General features: G+C 46.5%; 16 protein-coding genes. 3 read left to right on the top strand and 13 right to left on the bottom strand.

The window, feature by feature from the left end; translation table 11 throughout:
* Positions 1 to 94 precede the first annotated feature (94 nt).
* A complete protein-coding gene (locus tag ACLTOH_RS07185) occupies positions 95 to 1,255 on the bottom strand; it encodes a Fic family protein (RefSeq protein ID WP_118538865.1) in 1,161 nt (386 codons plus the stop codon).
* A gap of 175 nt (positions 1,256 to 1,430) precedes the next feature.
* Here ACLTOH_RS07185 and ACLTOH_RS07180 point away from each other — a divergent pair, with 175 nt between their 5' ends.
* Positions 1,431 to 2,036, top strand: a complete 606-nt coding sequence (locus ACLTOH_RS07180; protein WP_118538812.1) for a TetR/AcrR family transcriptional regulator — start codon at positions 1,431 to 1,433, stop codon at positions 2,034 to 2,036.
* Positions 2,037 to 2,114: 78 nt separating this feature from the next.
* Positions 2,115 to 2,903, top strand: a complete 789-nt coding sequence (locus ACLTOH_RS07175; protein ID WP_022312346.1) for a class I SAM-dependent methyltransferase — start codon at positions 2,115 to 2,117, stop codon at positions 2,901 to 2,903.
* Positions 2,904 to 3,104: 201 nt separating this feature from the next.
* Here the strand turns inward: ACLTOH_RS07175 and ACLTOH_RS07170 are convergent, their stop codons facing one another.
* The 3 genes from ACLTOH_RS07170 to ACLTOH_RS07160 form a co-directional block, all read right to left on the bottom strand.
* Positions 3,105 to 4,256, bottom strand: coding sequence for a hypothetical protein (locus ACLTOH_RS07170; protein ID WP_337631120.1), 1,152 nt, complete (start codon positions 4,254 to 4,256; stop codon positions 3,105 to 3,107).
* An 11-nt stretch (positions 4,257 to 4,267) separates the two neighbouring features.
* Positions 4,268 to 5,107, bottom strand: coding sequence for a DUF6033 family protein (locus tag ACLTOH_RS07165; protein ID WP_412223761.1), 840 nt, complete (start codon positions 5,105 to 5,107; stop codon positions 4,268 to 4,270).
* 191 nt (positions 5,108 to 5,298) lie between these two features.
* On the bottom strand, positions 5,299 to 6,072 hold the full coding sequence (locus ACLTOH_RS07160; protein WP_412223759.1) for a PocR ligand-binding domain-containing protein: 774 nt from the start codon (positions 6,070 to 6,072) through the stop codon (positions 5,299 to 5,301).
* 289 nt (positions 6,073 to 6,361) lie between these two features.
* Between ACLTOH_RS07160 and ACLTOH_RS07155 the strand changes: the two genes are divergently transcribed.
* Positions 6,362 to 7,180, top strand: coding sequence for an endo alpha-1,4 polygalactosaminidase (locus ACLTOH_RS07155; protein ID WP_412223757.1), 819 nt, complete (start codon positions 6,362 to 6,364; stop codon positions 7,178 to 7,180).
* A 118-nt stretch (positions 7,181 to 7,298) separates the two neighbouring features.
* Here the strand turns inward: ACLTOH_RS07155 and ACLTOH_RS07150 are convergent, their stop codons facing one another.
* The 9 genes from ACLTOH_RS07150 to ACLTOH_RS07110 all read right to left on the bottom strand — a co-directional run bounded on the left by ACLTOH_RS07150 (position 7,299) and on the right by ACLTOH_RS07110 (position 16,595).
* Positions 7,299 to 7,667, bottom strand: a complete 369-nt coding sequence (locus ACLTOH_RS07150; RefSeq protein ID WP_412223755.1) for a type IV pilin protein — start codon at positions 7,665 to 7,667, stop codon at positions 7,299 to 7,301.
* 125 nt (positions 7,668 to 7,792) lie between these two features.
* A complete protein-coding gene (locus tag ACLTOH_RS07145) occupies positions 7,793 to 9,262 on the bottom strand; it encodes a PTS transporter subunit EIIC (protein WP_412223753.1) in 1,470 nt (489 codons plus the stop codon).
* A 77-nt stretch (positions 9,263 to 9,339) separates the two neighbouring features.
* Positions 9,340 to 9,819, bottom strand: coding sequence for a PTS glucose transporter subunit IIA (locus ACLTOH_RS07140; RefSeq protein WP_022154621.1), 480 nt, complete (start codon positions 9,817 to 9,819; stop codon positions 9,340 to 9,342).
* The gene (nagA, locus tag ACLTOH_RS07135; protein WP_412223751.1) at positions 9,813 to 10,943 is read right to left on the bottom strand and encodes an N-acetylglucosamine-6-phosphate deacetylase; all 1,131 of its coding nucleotides are present in this window, start codon (positions 10,941 to 10,943) and stop codon (positions 9,813 to 9,815) included. Before nagA ends, ACLTOH_RS07140 begins: the two co-directional genes overlap by 7 nt.
* 21 nt (positions 10,944 to 10,964) lie before the next feature.
* Complete coding sequence (gene nagB, locus ACLTOH_RS07130) at positions 10,965 to 11,696, bottom strand: glucosamine-6-phosphate deaminase (protein WP_022154619.1); 732 nt, start codon at positions 11,694 to 11,696, stop codon at positions 10,965 to 10,967.
* 7 nt (positions 11,697 to 11,703) lie between these two features.
* Positions 11,704 to 13,323: a phosphoenolpyruvate--protein phosphotransferase gene (gene ptsP, locus ACLTOH_RS07125; protein ID WP_148448735.1), complete on the bottom strand. Its 1,620-nt coding sequence runs from the start codon at positions 13,321 to 13,323 to the stop codon at positions 11,704 to 11,706.
* Between the two features lie 36 nt (positions 13,324 to 13,359).
* Positions 13,360 to 13,617 (bottom strand): HPr family phosphocarrier protein, encoded by a 258-nt coding sequence (locus ACLTOH_RS07120; protein WP_022154617.1) that lies wholly within the window; start codon positions 13,615 to 13,617, stop codon positions 13,360 to 13,362.
* A gap of 380 nt (positions 13,618 to 13,997) precedes the next feature.
* Entirely contained in the window at positions 13,998 to 14,147 is a 150-nt protein-coding gene (locus ACLTOH_RS07115; protein WP_412223750.1) for a hypothetical protein, read from the bottom strand.
* Between the two features lie 300 nt (positions 14,148 to 14,447).
* Positions 14,448 to 16,595: a GGDEF domain-containing protein gene (locus ACLTOH_RS07110; protein ID WP_412223748.1), complete on the bottom strand. Its 2,148-nt coding sequence runs from the start codon at positions 16,593 to 16,595 to the stop codon at positions 14,448 to 14,450.
* Between the last annotated feature and the right edge of the window lie 83 nt (positions 16,596 to 16,678).

The raw sequence follows: 16,678 nt of genomic DNA, 5'->3' as shown, positions 1-16,678 counted from the left end.
GGCTTCATACTATATGAGTCGCCGGACGGTAAAAAGGTTCCTGTATTTTAAAAAAAGGCACCGGATGTTCCGATGCCTTTAAATCCAATATACTCTATAACTCTTTGAATTTGTATTTTCCTTTTCCATGCCCGGATACCGGTTCGATTACATCAGCCTGTACCATATTGGATATTATTTTAGAAGCGCCTGAACTTTTCAGCCCAAGCAATTCCATAACCTCTCCTCTGCCAAAAAACTGACAATCTCCGAATTTTTCATATAATACACGGATATGCATAATTGTTTTTGTTGAAAAATTCAGCGTTTTTTCAGCCAATCTTGTTTCAATGTCCACTTTTGATGTTTCAATGTCCATTTTTTGAGTTCCAATGTCCACTTTTGAAGTTCCAATGTCCACTTTTGAAGTTCCAATGTCCACTTTTGTATCCTTTAAAAGTCCACTGATATGCATATTTCGATTGTGCAGCTCGTTGTGTTCATTTAAAAGCATATTTCTGAGGAAGAGTTCCAAATATTCCGTTGTCTCATGAATTCCTTTTTGTAAATTCGTATAATTGGCCCTGACAAGTGCATTTCTGAAATACCATGCATTTTCCGCAAAAATGTCATTTGTTGCAAAAAAACCAAGTGTTCTCAAATATTTTATGAAAAAAACCGCTGTGGTTCTTGTGTTTCCCTCACCAAAAATGTGAATTTGCCATAGCCTTGATACAAACAAAGCCAGATGATGAATGCTCTCTTCTATCGAAAGTCCTTTATAACTAAAATCCTTTTCCTGCGAAAAATCATATTCCAATGTAGCACGCAGTTCTGAAGCACTCCCATAAACGACCGTTGCGCCATCAAGCACCCATTCTTTCTTCGTAATATTATAATCTCTTATTTTTCCGGCATGCTTATATATTCCACGAAAAAGCTTACGATGAATAGCTATATACTCATTCGGTGAAAAGGAAAACGCCGTTTCGGAAAGGAGCTCCGCAATACGGCTGGAAACTTTATCTGCTTCTTCCGTGCGTTCATTATCTGATACACGGACAGGTCTCTCATTGTAATAGCTTTCTATAAGACTCTGTGCCTCTTTTAGCGTGATCTTACCTTCAATATTTTGAATTGCAGTGTCAATCAGATATTGCGAGGGTTTCAGACCATCTACTGCCTGAAGTCCAACCGCCGTGCTCCACACATACCCTTTTGTTGCTTTATTCGGTTCGGATTCTCTCAGATATTCTTTAAATGGGTCTTTGTCCATATTCATTTCCCCGCTATATATCACTATCTTAGTTTTCCTGCTACTATTTTTATTATATCTTAAAATAACGATAAACCAAAACATTTTTGTAGAGATTTTTGCGGAAATCAAAAATATTTTACCTGTAGATTTTTTCTTGACCCTCGAGTTAGTCTATGCTAATATAACAATTGTTATGGAGACAGATCGTAAGAAAATCACGGAAGAAAACTTAATCCGCTGCGGCAGGGAAGAATTTCTGGAAAAAGGCTACGCCGGGGCGAACCTCCGGGATATCTGCAAACGGGCCGGAGTTACTACCGGGGCTTTTTATTTCTCTTTTGAAAATAAAGAGGCACTGCTGGGGGCAATTCTGGATCCCCTGATTGCCGAATATCAGAAAATGATGTATGAAATTACCAAAAGAGAACAGGAACATCCTGAGACCGCAGAGCAGAATGAACGTGAGATCATGGAATATATCTGTGCGCACAGGCAGGAATGTGAACTGGTACTGGAGAAATGCTCCGGCAGCAAATACGAATCCTTCCGGGATGTCGTCTTCAACAATATGTTCACGGCCTTTCAGGGCTATTATGAAAAACAACTAGGCTATGTGCCCGATAAAGAATTACTACGGATTCTGACATCCATGAGGTTACACGGATTTCTGGAATTGATCAAAGGAGATTATGATATGGAACACCGCCTGTTCCTGACGAAAGCCATCGGTATTCACGCCGATGCCGGAACGCAGGGTTTAATTGCATATTTTAAGAGCGAGAAGGATGCTCACCGTTAATGCGGTGGGCATTTTCTTTTATAAAAAATAACAAATATAACTTTTGTTATATTCAGAAAACAAGTAGGAGGATTAGTTATGAACAAAAACGTGAACTACGGAAACTGGGTACCTGAAAAAATGTTGGCGCTGTGCTATGTCGCTGCTGCCGTACTCGGCATTGCCGCCTATGTGACCGGACCGGTGCTGCATCTTGCCATTCCGACATGGATCCTGGGCATTCTTGCCGCGATTTGCCTGGTCTATGGCATTTACATGCACATCTGTCATGAATTGTTTGCCTTCGGCAAAGGCAACATGATGGCAAAAGTCCATCAGCATCTCGTAGATCATCTGGAATGGGACGGCGAAGGCACTCTGCTCGACATCGGATGTGGTGCGGCTGCCCTGACGATCCGCTGCGCCAAGGCTTTCCCCAAGGCAAAACTCGTCGGTATGGACTACTGGGGTGCCGAGTGGAACTATGCCAAAGAGCAATGTGAAGCCAATGCGAAAGCGGAGGGTGTTGCCGACCGGATCACCTTCCACAAAGGAGATGCCGCCCATCTGGAAGATCCGGATGAGACCTTCGATGCCACTGTCAGCAACTTTGTCTTCCACGAAGTCCGTTCCGCCAAGGATAAACGGGATGTGGTCAGAGAAGCTCTGCGCATAGTCAAAAAGGGCGGTGCCTTCTCCTTTCAGGACATGTTCTCCCAGAAAGCACTCTACGGTGACATGGAAGAATTTGTCGAAGAATTGAAAAAAGAAGGAATCACAGAAATTCACTACATCGGCAATCTTGAGAAGAAACTGGATTTTATCCCGGGATATGCCGCTGCTCCCTGGATGATCTCCGGCATGGGAATCCTATACGGGCGGAAATAATCACGAAAATCAAAAATGTTTTTGTATAGTTTTTCACGAAATCCAAAAATGTTTTCACGTGGTTTTTCACGAAAATCAAAAATGTTTTCACGTGGTTTTTCACGAAAATCAAAAATGTTTTTATATAAAACCATCCCGGACACTGTGTCTGTCTCACAAGCACAGTGTCCGGGATGTCAAATTTCTTCTTATATGTCCACCCTATAATGTAATATTGATCACCGGCACAGGCGCCGCCGATACACCTACGCCGACAGCATCTGCGGAAAATGAAGTCCCTGTCATGCCGGAGGAAACCGCTCCTGCATTCCCGGTGGGAATGACCACGTTGTCTTTCATTTTCTCCAGGTGGTTGAAAACTGCTTTCAGGTACTCCGCATCGGCCTTGACGATGTCTTTCATCTCTTTGTTGCGGTGTTTGATCTTCATCATCTTGAGGTCTGCGGGATCCATCTCCCTATTCACAGAGACCGCATTATCTGATAATCCATCCAGCCCCATCTCTTCCATCAAGTCGCGTAAGCTATCGGACATTTCCTGCATCATCTCCGAAGTGAAATCGCTCATTTCCGACATAAAGTCTCCCGTCTGCGCATAGAATGCATCTATGCCAAGATCAATATAGTCGGATATATCATAGCTATCCCCTGCATGCACCTCATTGCCTGCATACTCATATGCGGAGAGATCCCTTGACATTTCATCCGCAGAACTTTCCGCAGACATTTCTTCCGCATTCCGCGCGTTTTCAGATTCTGCGTCCTGCGCATCCTTCGTTTCTTCTTCACTGATCCGGTCTCCCTGGCAGATTCCGCCGGCAGCCTTCATCATTTCCTCTTCTTCGAGATGTTTTGCTTTCTTCTTCGCCACACGTTCCATAGCCTGTGCATGAGCGATTGCTGCGTCGATCTCTTCACTGTCGCTGTCACTGTCACTGTTCTGCTTCTGACGCTTCAGGCGCATGATCTCTCTTCTCGCCTGCCCGACTGCCTGCTTTGCCGCCTGGGACGTCTTGCTCCGCAGTATCTTGGACGAGATATTTTTGAACTGGTACTTCAATTTCTTCAGCGCCAGCGTCGTATTTTTCGTCTGCTGCCTCTGATTGCGCAGCGATTCACTGTAACTTAAAGTACTCGTCACAATAGAATCCTGTCCCCAACTGTTCGCTGCCTGCGTCTGCGTACTTTGACTGTTTCTGGACAGCATTCTACGAATATCGGTAACAGAACTTTTATTTTTTGCTCCGAAGATACTCTTCTGATTGTTCTGCGTCTTCTTTCCTCCGGAAAATGCCTGCGGCAAACCGGTATTGCCGCTCCCGTAAACACCTCCGGACTTCCCCATAGAAATCATACAGCATCACCTTACCCTCTGAAGTCAAAGTTCTGGCCGACCTGCCGTTCGCCTGCGGTCTGCACACTGTCACTCCGTGTGTTGAAATTGTAGGTTTCTATCTTAGACAACAGTTCTTCTATGGAACCGGCACTGATCGTTACCGTATCCTCTGTGCCGGCTTCCTCCTTGCTGTCTGCTACCTTATCCGACTTCTTGTCTTTTAGCCGTTCTTCCTTTTCTTTCTTAGCAGCCTTCTTCTCCGCAGCCTTTTTCTCTGTTTTCTTCTGCTCAGCCTTTTTCTCGATCCGGGCCTTCTGCTCGGCGCTGGATTTCTTCAATACAGCGAAAAATGACAGTGTTCCTCCATCATTTACCTGCATTCCAAAGCCCTTGACCTGCGCACCGGAACTCTGCAGGCTGGTCTTTAACTGCTGTATCTGTGCAGCGGCACCGCTCAGGATTCCCTCATACTGTTTGCGGAATTTCTCGTCTGTTGCCATCTGTTCGATCTTGTCCTCATCAATGAGAACAACCGTCTTATAGCCATTGGCATATTTTGCAGCATTGGCTTTTGCATTCTCCTTCTGATCTCTGCTGACCAGAATAAAATCATAATTTCCGTACCTCTTCTTCAGCTGCTCATAGTATTTCGCAGCCTTCTCCGACAGCTCCGGCTGACCGATGGTTCTGCCGTAATCCTCAGTCTTTCCCCTGGTCTGTGCCGTTTCGGACGTCTTTCCCGTACCTGTTGTGCCGGCTGTCTTATCCGGCGTTCCGAATACCTCAGGCTTCTTCGTCTTCGTACTCTTGCTGTAATCACTCTGCGCAGCATACGCACCTACGCTGCCGGTTGCTCCGATTCCCGCCATAATTATTTCCTCCTTGAAAATAAATGCCAAATCCGTTTGTTTACCTGGTTCCTCTATTGAGAATATCGGACAACTTCTCCGACTTTTTTATACACACCAAAAGGAAACATGCAAAAATGTGCAAAAAAACCGCCTTTCTGCGCCTTTGTGGATCAGAAAAACGGTTTTCCTGTAAACTTTATCCTAAATTACTATTGATTCAAATGGTTGATCGTAACATGCAGCTCTCCCAACAGCTTCTTAATGTCCGCACTGGAGGTCGCCATATCTCTTGCTAACTTCTGTACTTCCGTTGCCACCACGGCAAAGCCCCTGCCCTGATCTCCGGCTCTTGCAGCCTCAATCGAAGCATTCAGTGCCAGAATCTGCTGTCTCTTGCTGTAGCCATCGATTTCCTTGGTCTTGTCCGTTGCTTCCTCGATCTGTTCCGCAGCTTTCGTAATGCCACCCTTTAGCTCACCTACCGGATTCTCGTTTTTCCTGTTGACGTAGCTGGCTCTTACGAACATGTTGATCACATCTCCCAGCAGATTTGCCGAAGCGTCGATCTGCTCCCTTGTCTTTACATTTACCTTTTTCAAGGCCTTGATATATTTATCCTCATCAATGCCAAGTTCTCTTGCTGTCTGACGGAACTTCTCCTCATCCGGATTCTCCGGCAGCACCTGTCCTCCGATAATACTGCCCAACACGGTTCCATCCTCCAGTGTGATCGGAATACCGAAATCCACAAGTCCCGCATGGCAGGGATACACACCATGGCCTTCTCTGTCACACTGCTCGCAGCGCTTTTTCCCCTCTGCGCTTCCTCTCGTCAGATCAATACAGAACTCCGTAAAATTATAACAGTCACTGATGTATTTTCCGTCTGCACCCACAGCCACGGTTGCCAGTCCTGTACTGCTTGCCCAGTTCTTCATGATTTGCTCAAATTTGTCCATGTCACAAAAATCCTGAATCTTCATATAACTTCCTACTTTCCCGGTTGTCTTAACCGCTGAACGCATCAAATCCGGGGGCTTTTTGTCCCGGTATTATCTTATATTTGCATAAAAAATTATATCACATTTTTCAATATTTTTCGCCCTTTTTAATATTTTTACAGATATTTTTTTCGACATTATCTGCCTGAATGCAGTATTTTGTATGGCTCTGAATAGTTAACAGAAATACATGAAATGTAGAGCCATCTATAGTATAATTATCTGGATACAAATATTGAAGCAGATCAAGCGAAAAAGGAGGTACCGTTAATTGAGGAAAACGAAGCTATTCATAAAAATAATATGTGTTCTCATTCTGATATTATCTACAGCCCTGCTCAGTGCCTGCTCTGCCAGCACCTCCGATAGTACAGGAAAATACGTTGTCCTGATCGGTGAAGATTCTGAAATCACAGAAAAACTTTCTGACATTGATCTGCTTGTCATAGATGCGGAATATTTTTCCCAAAATGACATTGCCCGTTTAAGAGAAAATGGTGTCCGTGAAATCTACTCCTATATCAATATCGGATCGATCGAAAGCTTCCGATCCTATGATACAGACTTTGAGAAATATACACTGGGCGCTTATGAGAACTGGCCGGAGGAAAAATGGATCGATGTCTCGGCTCCGGAATGGCAGGCATGTACAGCTTCCAGAGTAGACTCTCTGGTGCAGAAGGGTGTGGACGGCTTTTTTGTCGATAACACGGATGTATACTATAACTATCCGCAGGAATCCATCTATGACGGAATCCTTACAATTCTGGACTATATGAACCATACAGGCAGAAAGATCATGATCAACGGTGGGGACTGTTTTGTAAAAAAATATCTTACAACAGAAAAAAACGTTCTCATCGATGGGGTAAACCAGGAGAACGTTTTTACTGCGTATGATTTTTCAAAGGATATCTATACTAAAAATGATCAAAGCACGCGTGAATACTATACTGAGTATCTGGATCTGGCTATGTCACACGGCTGTACCGCTTACACCCTGGAATACGCAATGCGCAATGGATCCCACCATCCGCAGGCAGGCAGCCGCCTACGCCGGGAAGCATGGGTACATCTGCTATATTTCTGATAATATCGGGTTATGTCTGGGAAGATAACATATTCCTCTCAAGCGCCATCACAGAAATGTTGTCGCACAGGTATCCAGATGCTTATTTTTCACACTATCATTATCACTTAGACACTCATCACAATAATAATAGATATTGTATCCCCCCCTTCCCTCGTGTGTCCTCTGTCACCGAGAAATATCCGGCCTGCATTTTGGCTGTCGATCCGTTCAGAAAATGAATTTCACGCTGCTTCAGCGAATCCGGTCTATCCGAAGACATGCTATATATCGCCGGGTTATACTTTCCTGTAGTAATATAATCCAGCTGGATCTCCGTAAAATAGTTCTTCAGATTCGCCTGGTCTGCAGCGACCTTTGCCTTATGTATATAAGACAGATACTGCGGTGCCAATACTCCCACCAGCACTGCCATGATAGCTATTACAATGATCAGCTCTACTAATGAAAATCCCCCGTTTCCCCTCTTTCCTGTTGATTTTTTCATGACTTTTCTCTCCATTACATTACAATATATCCCGCAGGCATCGGGCCTGCGTATAAGAAAGACCCGCATGGTCTTCCCAGGCAGGTCTTTCTTCCGGTCATATATTCAGTTTTATCAGTGCTTTATTATTCGCAAAGCTTGGAAAATGCATCCGCTACGAACTGAACCTTAGGTCCGATGATTACCTGAACGGAGGTCTTACCGGGTTTCATGACACCGGCTACGCCTGCAGATTTGATCACCTTATCATTCACTGCGGTAATGTCTTTTACTTCCAGTCTCAGTCTTGTGATGCAGTTGTCAATGCTTGCAATGTTGTCCTTGCCGCCGCAGCCTTCCAGAATGGTTGCTGCGATTGCTGCGAAATCATCATTTGCCAGCTCGATCTTCTTCTCTGCTTCTACATCATCATCTTCTCTACCGGGGGTCTTCAGATCCCATTTCTTGATAGCGAAGAGGAATACGAAGTAGAATACAGCAAATGCTGCAATGCCCAGAGGGATGATCAGCCAGATTCTGGCCGCTGCAGGCAGGCGGGATGAGAACAGCAGATCCATCGCACCTGCGGAGAAGCTGAAGCCTGCACGGAAGCCAAGAGCAACAGTGATCATGGTGAAGATGCCGTACAGTGCTGCGTAGATCACATACAGTCCGGGAGCTAAGAACATGAATGCAAACTCAAAGGGCTCGGTAACGCCGCAGATGAAGGAACAGATTGCTGCGGAAGCTACCAGACCGATCGCTGCCTTTTTCTTGGCGGGCTTTGCACATTTTACCATTGCCAGAGCCGCACCGGGGACACCGAACATCATACAAGGGAAGAAGCCGGACATATACATTCCAAGGCTCCAGGATACATCAGCGCTTGTCTCACCTTTCCAGAAGTGCTGCAGATCTCCCAGTCCGATGGTATCGAACCAGAATACGTTGTTCAGTGCGTGATGTAATCCGGTAGGGATCAGCAGACGGTTCAGGAAAGCATAAATGCCGGCACCGAATACATCCAGACTTACGATAGCTTCACCGAGAGCTACCAGACCGCCGAACAGTAAAGGCCATACGAACAGCAGTACAACAGATGCCAGAATAGATACCACACCTGCTACGATAGCTACGCAGCGCTTACCACTGAAGAAGGACAGCCAGTCGGGAAGCTTGGTATCCTTGAACTTGTTGTAGCACATGGAACCGATGATACCGGCAATAATACCGATAAAGGGATTCGCAATCTTATCGAATGCCAGTGTCTTGGTAGCATCCTCAGCGATAGAGGGCATAATGGTCGTAACAAATCCGGTAGACAGAAGTGTTGTGAGCATCAGCCAGGAAGCCAGAGCTGCAATGGCTCCGGTACCGTCATTTTTCTCTGACATACCGACACCTACACCGATTGCAAACAGGATCGCCATGTTGTCGATCAGAGCACCACCAGCTTTTACGAGGAACAGACCGATCAGATTTCTTACACCCTCGATCGCACCACCCTGCATTGTTGCCGGGCACAACCAGTAACCAATACCCATGAGGATACCGCAGATCGGCAGAACCGCTACGGGAAGCATTAACGCTTTACCCAGTTTTTGAAGAAACTTCATACATTTCTCCTCCTTTACATTATACTCAACCGGAACAGCTCCGGTCAGTTTCGTTAGTTGATACGGACGTACCGCTCTTAAGAGATCTGGAGCACGTCCTCGCCGGGAGATACCTCTCCCTCCTTCAGAATACTGATCTTGTTATATTCATCGGTATTGCAGACCAGGACCGGAGTGATGATATGCAGTCCGGCTTCCTGAATCTTCTCCAGATCCGCATCCAGCAGAAGATCGCCCTTTTTGACATGATCTCCGGCAGCAACATGTGCCGTGAAGGGGGCCCCCTTGAGCGTCACGGTGTCCAGTCCGATGTGGATCAGAAGCTCCGCTCCCTGATCCGTTGTCATGGTAATCGCATGAAGCGTATCAAATACCACGGTCACCTCTCCGTCTGCGGGAGCATATATTTTCCCCTCAGAGGGGATCACTGCAAATCCGTCTCCCAATATCTTCTCGGAAAATGTAGGATCCGGTACCTCCGTAAGAGCAACTGCCTTCCCCTTACAGGGAGATCCGATACAATTCCCTTTTCGCTTACCTTTCAAAAAATCTAACATGTGAACTCCTTTCCGTCGATATATACCGCTGCAATGTTCAGTTCCTGATCCAGGAGTACGAAATCTGCCCTCTTACCAACGGATATACTGCCCACTTCATTGAAAATGCCGATCTCCTTCGCCGGATTCTCCGTGGCACACATCACTGCCGTCTCTAACGGCAGACCGACCGTTTTTACTACAAACCGCATACAATCCATCAGATTCGTCGCCGATCCGGCGATCGTGCCGTCATGCAGGGTAGCCAGATTGCCTCTGACGGTAACCGGCTGTCCTCCCAGAGTATATTCACCATCCTCCAGGCCCGTTGCACGCATACTGTCACTGATCAGGATCATGCGGTCAGCACTAAACATCGCAAACGTTGCACGGATCACTGACGGATGAATGTGTACACCATCACAGATCAGCTCCGGATGACATTTCTCTGAATCTCTCACTGCCCCGATCACGCCGGGCTCCCTGTGGTTCAGCGGCGGCATTGCATTATACAAATGTGTCGCATGAGATGCTCCACGTTCAATGGCTTCCCTTGCTGTATCATAGTCGGAAGCTGTATGCGCCAGTGAAATGACCACTTCTCCTTTGGCTCTGTCGATAAATTCCATCGCTCCCGGCTCCTCCGGTGCGATATCTACCAGCTTGATCAGCCCGTTCGCTGCTTTCTGCAGCCTGCTGAAATATTCATAATCGCAGTGCATGATATTTTCTGCAGCCTGAGCACCCTTTTTCGCCGGACTGATAAAAGGTCCTTCCATATTAATGCCCACCAGGTGGGATCCACCGGAATACTCATAGCTGCCGGCATTTTTCATGACCTCCAGCAGTTCATCCTTAGGTATCGTCATGGTAGCCGGGCAGACACTTGTCACACCGACAGAGGCTTCATATGATGTGATGACATCCAGTGCTTCCTTCGTACCGTCACACATATCTGCGCCCTTACAACCATGGAAATGAATATCCACCAGTCCTGGTATCAGATACATGCCTTTGGCATCCACAACAGCTTCCTCACCTGCCGGATTCCCGGTACAGCTTACGAACCTGCCGTTCTCCACGGCTGCATCCCCTCTGACAAACCGATGCTCCTCTGTATATATATTTGCATTTCTGATTCTCATGACCTATCAGCTTCCCCTTTCTTATTCAGAAAGCTTACTAAGCGCTGCTTCGTCTGCCACCAGCGTTACATCATTATGAAGCTGTAATACCGATGCCGGCACCTGCGGTGTAATGGGGCCGAAGAAAGCTTTCTGTACGATCTCCGCCTTGTCTTCGCCGCTGGCTACGATCAATATTTTCTTCGCCTGCATAATGGTCTTGATCCCCATGGTATATGCCTGCTTCGGAACATCCTCCGCCGATGCGAAGAATCTCTTGTTGGCTTCGATCGTAGACTCTGTCAGGTTCACGCAATGTACCTGCTTGTCAAAACTCTCTCCCGGTTCGTTGAAACCGATGTGCCCGTTATGTCCAATTCCCAAAAGCTGCAGGTCCACACCGCCCAGTGACTGGATCAGTTCCGCATATCTATGGCATTCTTTCTCCGAATCCGGCTCCATTCCGTTTGGCAGATGTGTATTTTCCACCGGGATATTCACATGGTCAAACAGATTCTGATGCATAAAATAGTAATAACTCTGATCGTTTTCCCGACTCAGGCCTTTATATTCATCCAGGTTCACCGTCATAACCTCAGAAAAGTCCAGATCTCCCTTGCGGAACCATTCCACCAGCTGTTTATACAGACCGATGGGAGTGGATCCCGTAGCCAGTCCGAGAACACAGTTCGGTTTCATAATAACCTGTGCCGATACAATATTTGCAGCCTTTCTGCTCATATCTGCATAATCTTTCGCTTTGTATATTCTCATGAATCTCTCACTCCATTTCGCATATTTTACTACGGACATTCAGCACCATGGACGGTGCCACACTGAGTTCATCAATTCCCATCTGTACAAATCGTGTGGTCAGTGTCGTATCCGCTCCCAGCTCTCCGCAGATGCCGACCCATTTTCCATGCTTATGTGCCCCATCAACAGTCATCTGTATCATACGCAGGACTGCCTCATGATGTGGATTATAGAATCTGTCCAGTCTGTTATTCTGCCTGTCGATAGCCAGAGTATACTGTGTCAGATCATTCGTGCCGATACTGAAGAAATCAACATGCTCCGCCAGCTCCTCACTCATCATGACAGCCGCAGGAGTCTCGATCATAATTCCCTGTTCCGGAATTGCGTAAGGAAGCTTTTCTTCCTCCAGCTCCTTAGCCACCTCAGCTACGATTTTCTGAATATCCAGCACTTCCTCCACGGAAATGATCATCGGATACATAATGGCCAGTGTTCCGTATTTTGCCGCCCTGAGAAGTGCTCTCAGCTGGGTCTTAAAGATCTCCGGCTGCTCCAGACAGATCCGGATCGCACGGTATCCCATGGCAGGATTATCTTCCTTGCCCAGTCCGAGGTAATCTACATTTTTGTCCGCACCGATATCAAGGGTACGGATGATGACCTTTTTCCCTGCCATCATCTGCAGCACCTGACGGTAAGCATTGAACTGTTCTGTCTCATCCGGAAGAGAGTCCCTTCCGAGATATAAGAATTCACTGCGGAACAGGCCGATACCCTCCGCATCATTCTCCAGTACATATGCCACATCCGATACGCTGCCGATATTTGCATATACATTGACCTTGCGTCCGCTCTTTGTCACGGATTCACGTCCCTTGTATTCTGCCAGCAGGCTTCTTAGTCTCTGTTCCGTCTGCTGTGCCGCTTCTGCCTGCCGGATCTGCTCTTCCTCAGGATCCAGGTAAAATACCGCTTCCCTGCCGTCCACAATAGCCCGGGTCCCGTTATGAATTTTATCCAGTTCCAATGGTACCCCTATCAGTGCCGGAATATTCATCATACGTGCAAGGATCGCAGTATGGGAATTCGTTGAGCCATGTACTGTGACAAAGGCCAGGATCTTACTCTTATCCATCTGTACCGTCTCACTGGGAGTCAGATCATCTGCCACAATGATCGACGGCTCCATGGTACTCCAGTCAATCTGCTCCTCCCCGGACAGATTGCGGACGAGCCGGTTGGAGATATCCCTGACATCCGCAGAGCGGGCCTGCATATATTCATCATCCATGTTGGCGAACATCTCTGCAAAATTATCACCGGTCACTGCCACCGCATACTCTGCATTCACTTCTTCGTTCTGAATCATGCTGTGAATGGCATCCTGATAATCGTCATCCTCGAGCATCATCTGATGCACCTCGAAAATAGCTGCATTGACTTCTCCGACCTCCTGCAGAGCCTTCTCGTATAACTGTCCCAGCTGCGTCATCGTACGTTCCTTAGCCGCATCCAGCCGTTTCAGTTCTTCCGCTGTGTTGTCGATATGGATCCTCTTAACGAGACTGTCCTTTTTCTTCAAAACACTGACAGGTCCGATCGCTGTTCCCTTATATACGGATTTTCCAATATATTTTTCCATTTTCTACCTTCCAAACTCTGTCGTGCAGGTCTTCTCCTAGAGGTTCTCACGGAAAAACTTCTGAAGCTCTGCGGCGGCGGTATCTTCATCCGCTCCTTCTATCGTGACTTCCACGTTGTCTCCGTGCTTCACGCCCATTCCCATGATCGCCATCAGCTTGCTTGCTGCAGCTGATTTCCCCTTACAGGAAAGTGTCACTGTACTCTGATACTTTTTCGCTTCCTTGGCGAGCAGTCCCGCAGGACGTGCATGCAGACCGATTTCATCCTTAATGATATAGCTGAACTGTTTCATCGGCAACATTCCTCCTTATTTTATATTTCTTGCTTTAAATATGTAGCATGTTGTACATACTTTTCGTTCATCTGGCTGATTACATATACATATTACCCATCTTTTTATTGTTTGTCTACATCACTTTTGATAAATTGTATATTTTTGAACATTATCGTAAAATTTTGTAAACTTTTTATAAAAAACTTTATATAAAAAGGATGCCTGATTATCTGGCACCCTTTCTTGGATCATTCTTTTGGTTTTGTTATTTGCTGTAGTCAGCTCCATTTCCTATTCGACCGCTATCTCCACGTTTTTTCCACTGAAGGCCACTCCATACTTATAGATTGTCTGAATCCCGGCATTCTTCATCACTACAGTTTTTTCCGGCTTTCAGTTCAATCAGTATCCCCGGCAGCGGCAGTATCGAAAAAACTTACTGACTGCGTCAGCATCATTTGAAGCTGCGATTTCAGCCGTTTATGATCACCCGAAAAAGCGGCCTCCTGAATCGAAATGGCTGTGGCCTGTGGAATTATGTTTTCCATCCGCCGCAAAATCTCTTTGTTATATACCAGAGAAATCTCACGATTTGGCAACGCAACCTCACATAGGAAATCCCCATTGAAAGAAAGGGTTGGCTGCCATCTCCCGGACCTCGTCTGCCGTAAAATGCCGTTGACCAGCCTTTCATAGACTTTTCTGCTATATCCGTCACATTTTTCACTGCTCTGTAACTCTTTATGCCGCTGTGCCTCTTTTGCAAAAATGTCACGAAGTGCCGCAAAGGTCTCTTCCCATGTATCATTTTACAAATCTAGCTTACCTATTTTACAGGACTTTGTCAATTAAGGAACGAAGCAACCAGTATCGCAAGAGATTCCATCTGATGCCTGTGTCATCTTCCTGTACTCATACCGGGGAAGAAAATCATTCCTGCCGTAGGCATCATAATAATTCATGAATATCCGCTGTAAAATATCCGGGATATACGATTCTTCTGCTTCCACCAGTATGATCAGGTGCTGGAGAGAGCTGTATCGGGTGCATATATCGTTCTTCCGGATATTTTGCCGGATTGCTTTCTCCATGCACTCCATTGCTTTATCGATATGATCAATGTACATCGTCTGGTCTGATTTTGCATCCATGGTGACCAGCACCAGATAACAGCGGTGCCGGTATCGTTCTCCCAGGCTGCTTACATATTGATACAGTCTGGCAAACTCACGATAGTCAAGATCTAATGCTCCTGTATAGCTTCCGCTCTCCAGCAATGCTCCGGCGATTACCTCCAGGTCATTTTTTCTGGCCTGTGTATCCAGCTGCTGTTCCTCCAGCTCCTCATAAAACCGGTAACTGTTTTTACCGTTCTGTTTGACATAATACAACGCCTTATCCGCTTTTATATAATATTCTTCAAAGTTTCCTCCCTGTCTGCACATGCACAGACCGCAGGACAAGGATGCCGGTGAAGTCTCCGCCGTGACATTTTTTGCCGCACCAAAGCTGTCAAACAGCTTTCTTATCCGCATGCTCATCTCTGCTTCTGATGCCTCCGGCAGATAGAACAGGAATTCATCTCCTCCCAACCGGCAGACTACTGCGTTCTTCATGCACTCTGTAAGCGTCGCTCCCACCAGTCTGAGGGCATGATCCCCCACCTTATGTCCATAGACATCATTGATCTTCTTCAGATTATCCATATCCACAAATCCCAGACAGCCACCCTGCTTCTGCATTTTCTCAAGGATCAGTGCCTCACCCTTATGACGCATAGGAAGACCTGTCAGATAATCCAGGCTTTCCCTTGCCTCTCTCTGCCTGGCCAGCTCCAGCTCGCGGATGCGGTCCATTGTCTGGATCAGAGTAACGACCAACAGGACCACCAGTCCGGTTGCGATAAAGATTCCGGACAGAGACACAACACGATACACTGCTGTCACCTCCAGCATGACTGCGATCATGGCAGCCACCAGTCCGATCAACGGAAGCTTGTAATGCTTCGCTGTTCCCTGAATAAGATCCCTGCAAATGGTGATAAATACCGTCAGGAAGGTTCCTGCGATCACCATGTGGGACAAAAACATTGTCGAGATAAAATCTGCGATATTCAGTACCTGTAAGGCCGTGCATAGTACCAAATTCACACAAGTGATACACTCTGCCACATGATAGACCTTCCGGTATCTTCCCTGCTGCACACTGTCAATATAGAACAGGATCGGAATCGGGCAGATCATCACAACAAAGAAGCACATATTCGACAGAATAGAAGCATTGGAAACAAACAGCTGGCGCAGCTTCGATTCTCCCAGCATCCACACTGCTCCCAGGATCATGCACCATCCCAGGTACTCCAGATCAAATCTTGTCTTGTATACAATATCGAGCACCAGACTGATGATCAGCACGACCAGTCCGGCAAACAACATCGTACAGGCGATCAAAGTTACCATAAAATAGCAGTGGAACATATATGCCCAGATATCTAATTTATCCCCACAATATACCGTATTGACGACACCGGAATACTTGTGGGTAAAGGACTGCAGTTCGATCCGCACTTCCTTTCCCGCATCCTCTCCTGATGTCTCGCAGAACACATACCGGCTGGCAGAATTTTTCCCAAAAGGTCTGGTATTCTCCGTATCATACACCGTCCTCAGTTCCCCTCCGATGTAAATACGCACATTCTCCAGGGAGGACCTGATGGCGATCGTATTTTCCTTATAATCCTGTGGAAGCACTGCCCGGATGACCAAAAGCTCTCCTGCCGGCACATCACATTTGCCCGGGACCTGGATCTCCTGTTCTGTTCCGTCTGCCAGCACCCGGTAAAAGGTTCCCGTAAAAGTAATGCTTTCCTCCGTGACCGTGTCCCTCTCACTGGGGTAAATGCGCTGCCCTAAAACAAAGGCTGCAAGCAGCACAAGGATCACCACATAAAATAAAATTCTTTTATACTTTCGGATCGTATATTTCTCTTCTGTCAACTTTTTTAACCTCATTAAATGATACCGGGGCAGCCCCCGTAAAATGTTTATGGAAAATTCATTCGACAAATCATGCTTTCCGA

Origin of the sequence: Waltera sp. (assembly GCF_046969025.1) — a bacterium.
Lineage (GTDB): Bacteria > Bacillota > Clostridia > Lachnospirales > Lachnospiraceae > Acetatifactor > Acetatifactor acetigignens.
The sequence above is the reverse complement of the archived record's forward strand: the minus strand, read 5'-3'. Positions and strand labels throughout refer to the sequence as shown.

What these genes read in the sequence shown, in the direction of transcription:
- ACLTOH_RS07170 (WP_337631120.1), bottom strand. Translation starts at nt 4,256, where the DNA reads ATGATTTCTATGGGGAAGTCCGGAGGTGTTTACGGGAGCGGCAATACC.
- ACLTOH_RS07150 (WP_412223755.1), bottom strand. Translation starts at nt 7,667, where the DNA reads ATGAAAAAATCAACAGGAAAGAGGGGAAACGGGGGATTTTCATTAGTA.
- ACLTOH_RS07160 (WP_412223759.1), bottom strand. Translation starts at nt 6,072, where the DNA reads ATGAAGATTCAGGATTTTTGTGACATGGACAAATTTGAGCAAATCATG.
- ACLTOH_RS07175 (WP_022312346.1), top strand. Translation starts at nt 2,115, where the DNA reads ATGAACAAAAACGTGAACTACGGAAACTGGGTACCTGAAAAAATGTTG.
- ACLTOH_RS07145 (WP_412223753.1), bottom strand. Translation starts at nt 9,262, where the DNA reads ATGAAGTTTCTTCAAAAACTGGGTAAAGCGTTAATGCTTCCCGTAGCG.
- nagA (WP_412223751.1), bottom strand. Translation starts at nt 10,943, where the DNA reads ATGAGAATCAGAAATGCAAATATATATACAGAGGAGCATCGGTTTGTC.
- ACLTOH_RS07120 (WP_022154617.1), bottom strand. Translation starts at nt 13,617, where the DNA reads ATGAAACAGTTCAGCTATATCATTAAGGATGAAATCGGTCTGCATGCA.
- ptsP (WP_148448735.1), bottom strand. Translation starts at nt 13,323, where the DNA reads ATGGAAAAATATATTGGAAAATCCGTATATAAGGGAACAGCGATCGGA.
- ACLTOH_RS07140 (WP_022154621.1), bottom strand. Translation starts at nt 9,819, where the DNA reads ATGTTAGATTTTTTGAAAGGTAAGCGAAAAGGGAATTGTATCGGATCT.
- ACLTOH_RS07115 (WP_412223750.1), bottom strand. Translation starts at nt 14,147, where the DNA reads ATGGAAAACATAATTCCACAGGCCACAGCCATTTCGATTCAGGAGGCC.
- ACLTOH_RS07165 (WP_412223761.1), bottom strand. Translation starts at nt 5,107, where the DNA reads ATGGCGGGAATCGGAGCAACCGGCAGCGTAGGTGCGTATGCTGCGCAG.
- ACLTOH_RS07185 (WP_118538865.1), bottom strand. Translation starts at nt 1,255, where the DNA reads ATGGACAAAGACCCATTTAAAGAATATCTGAGAGAATCCGAACCGAAT.
- ACLTOH_RS07180 (WP_118538812.1), top strand. Translation starts at nt 1,431, where the DNA reads ATGGAGACAGATCGTAAGAAAATCACGGAAGAAAACTTAATCCGCTGC.
- nagB (WP_022154619.1), bottom strand. Translation starts at nt 11,696, where the DNA reads ATGAGAATATACAAAGCGAAAGATTATGCAGATATGAGCAGAAAGGCT.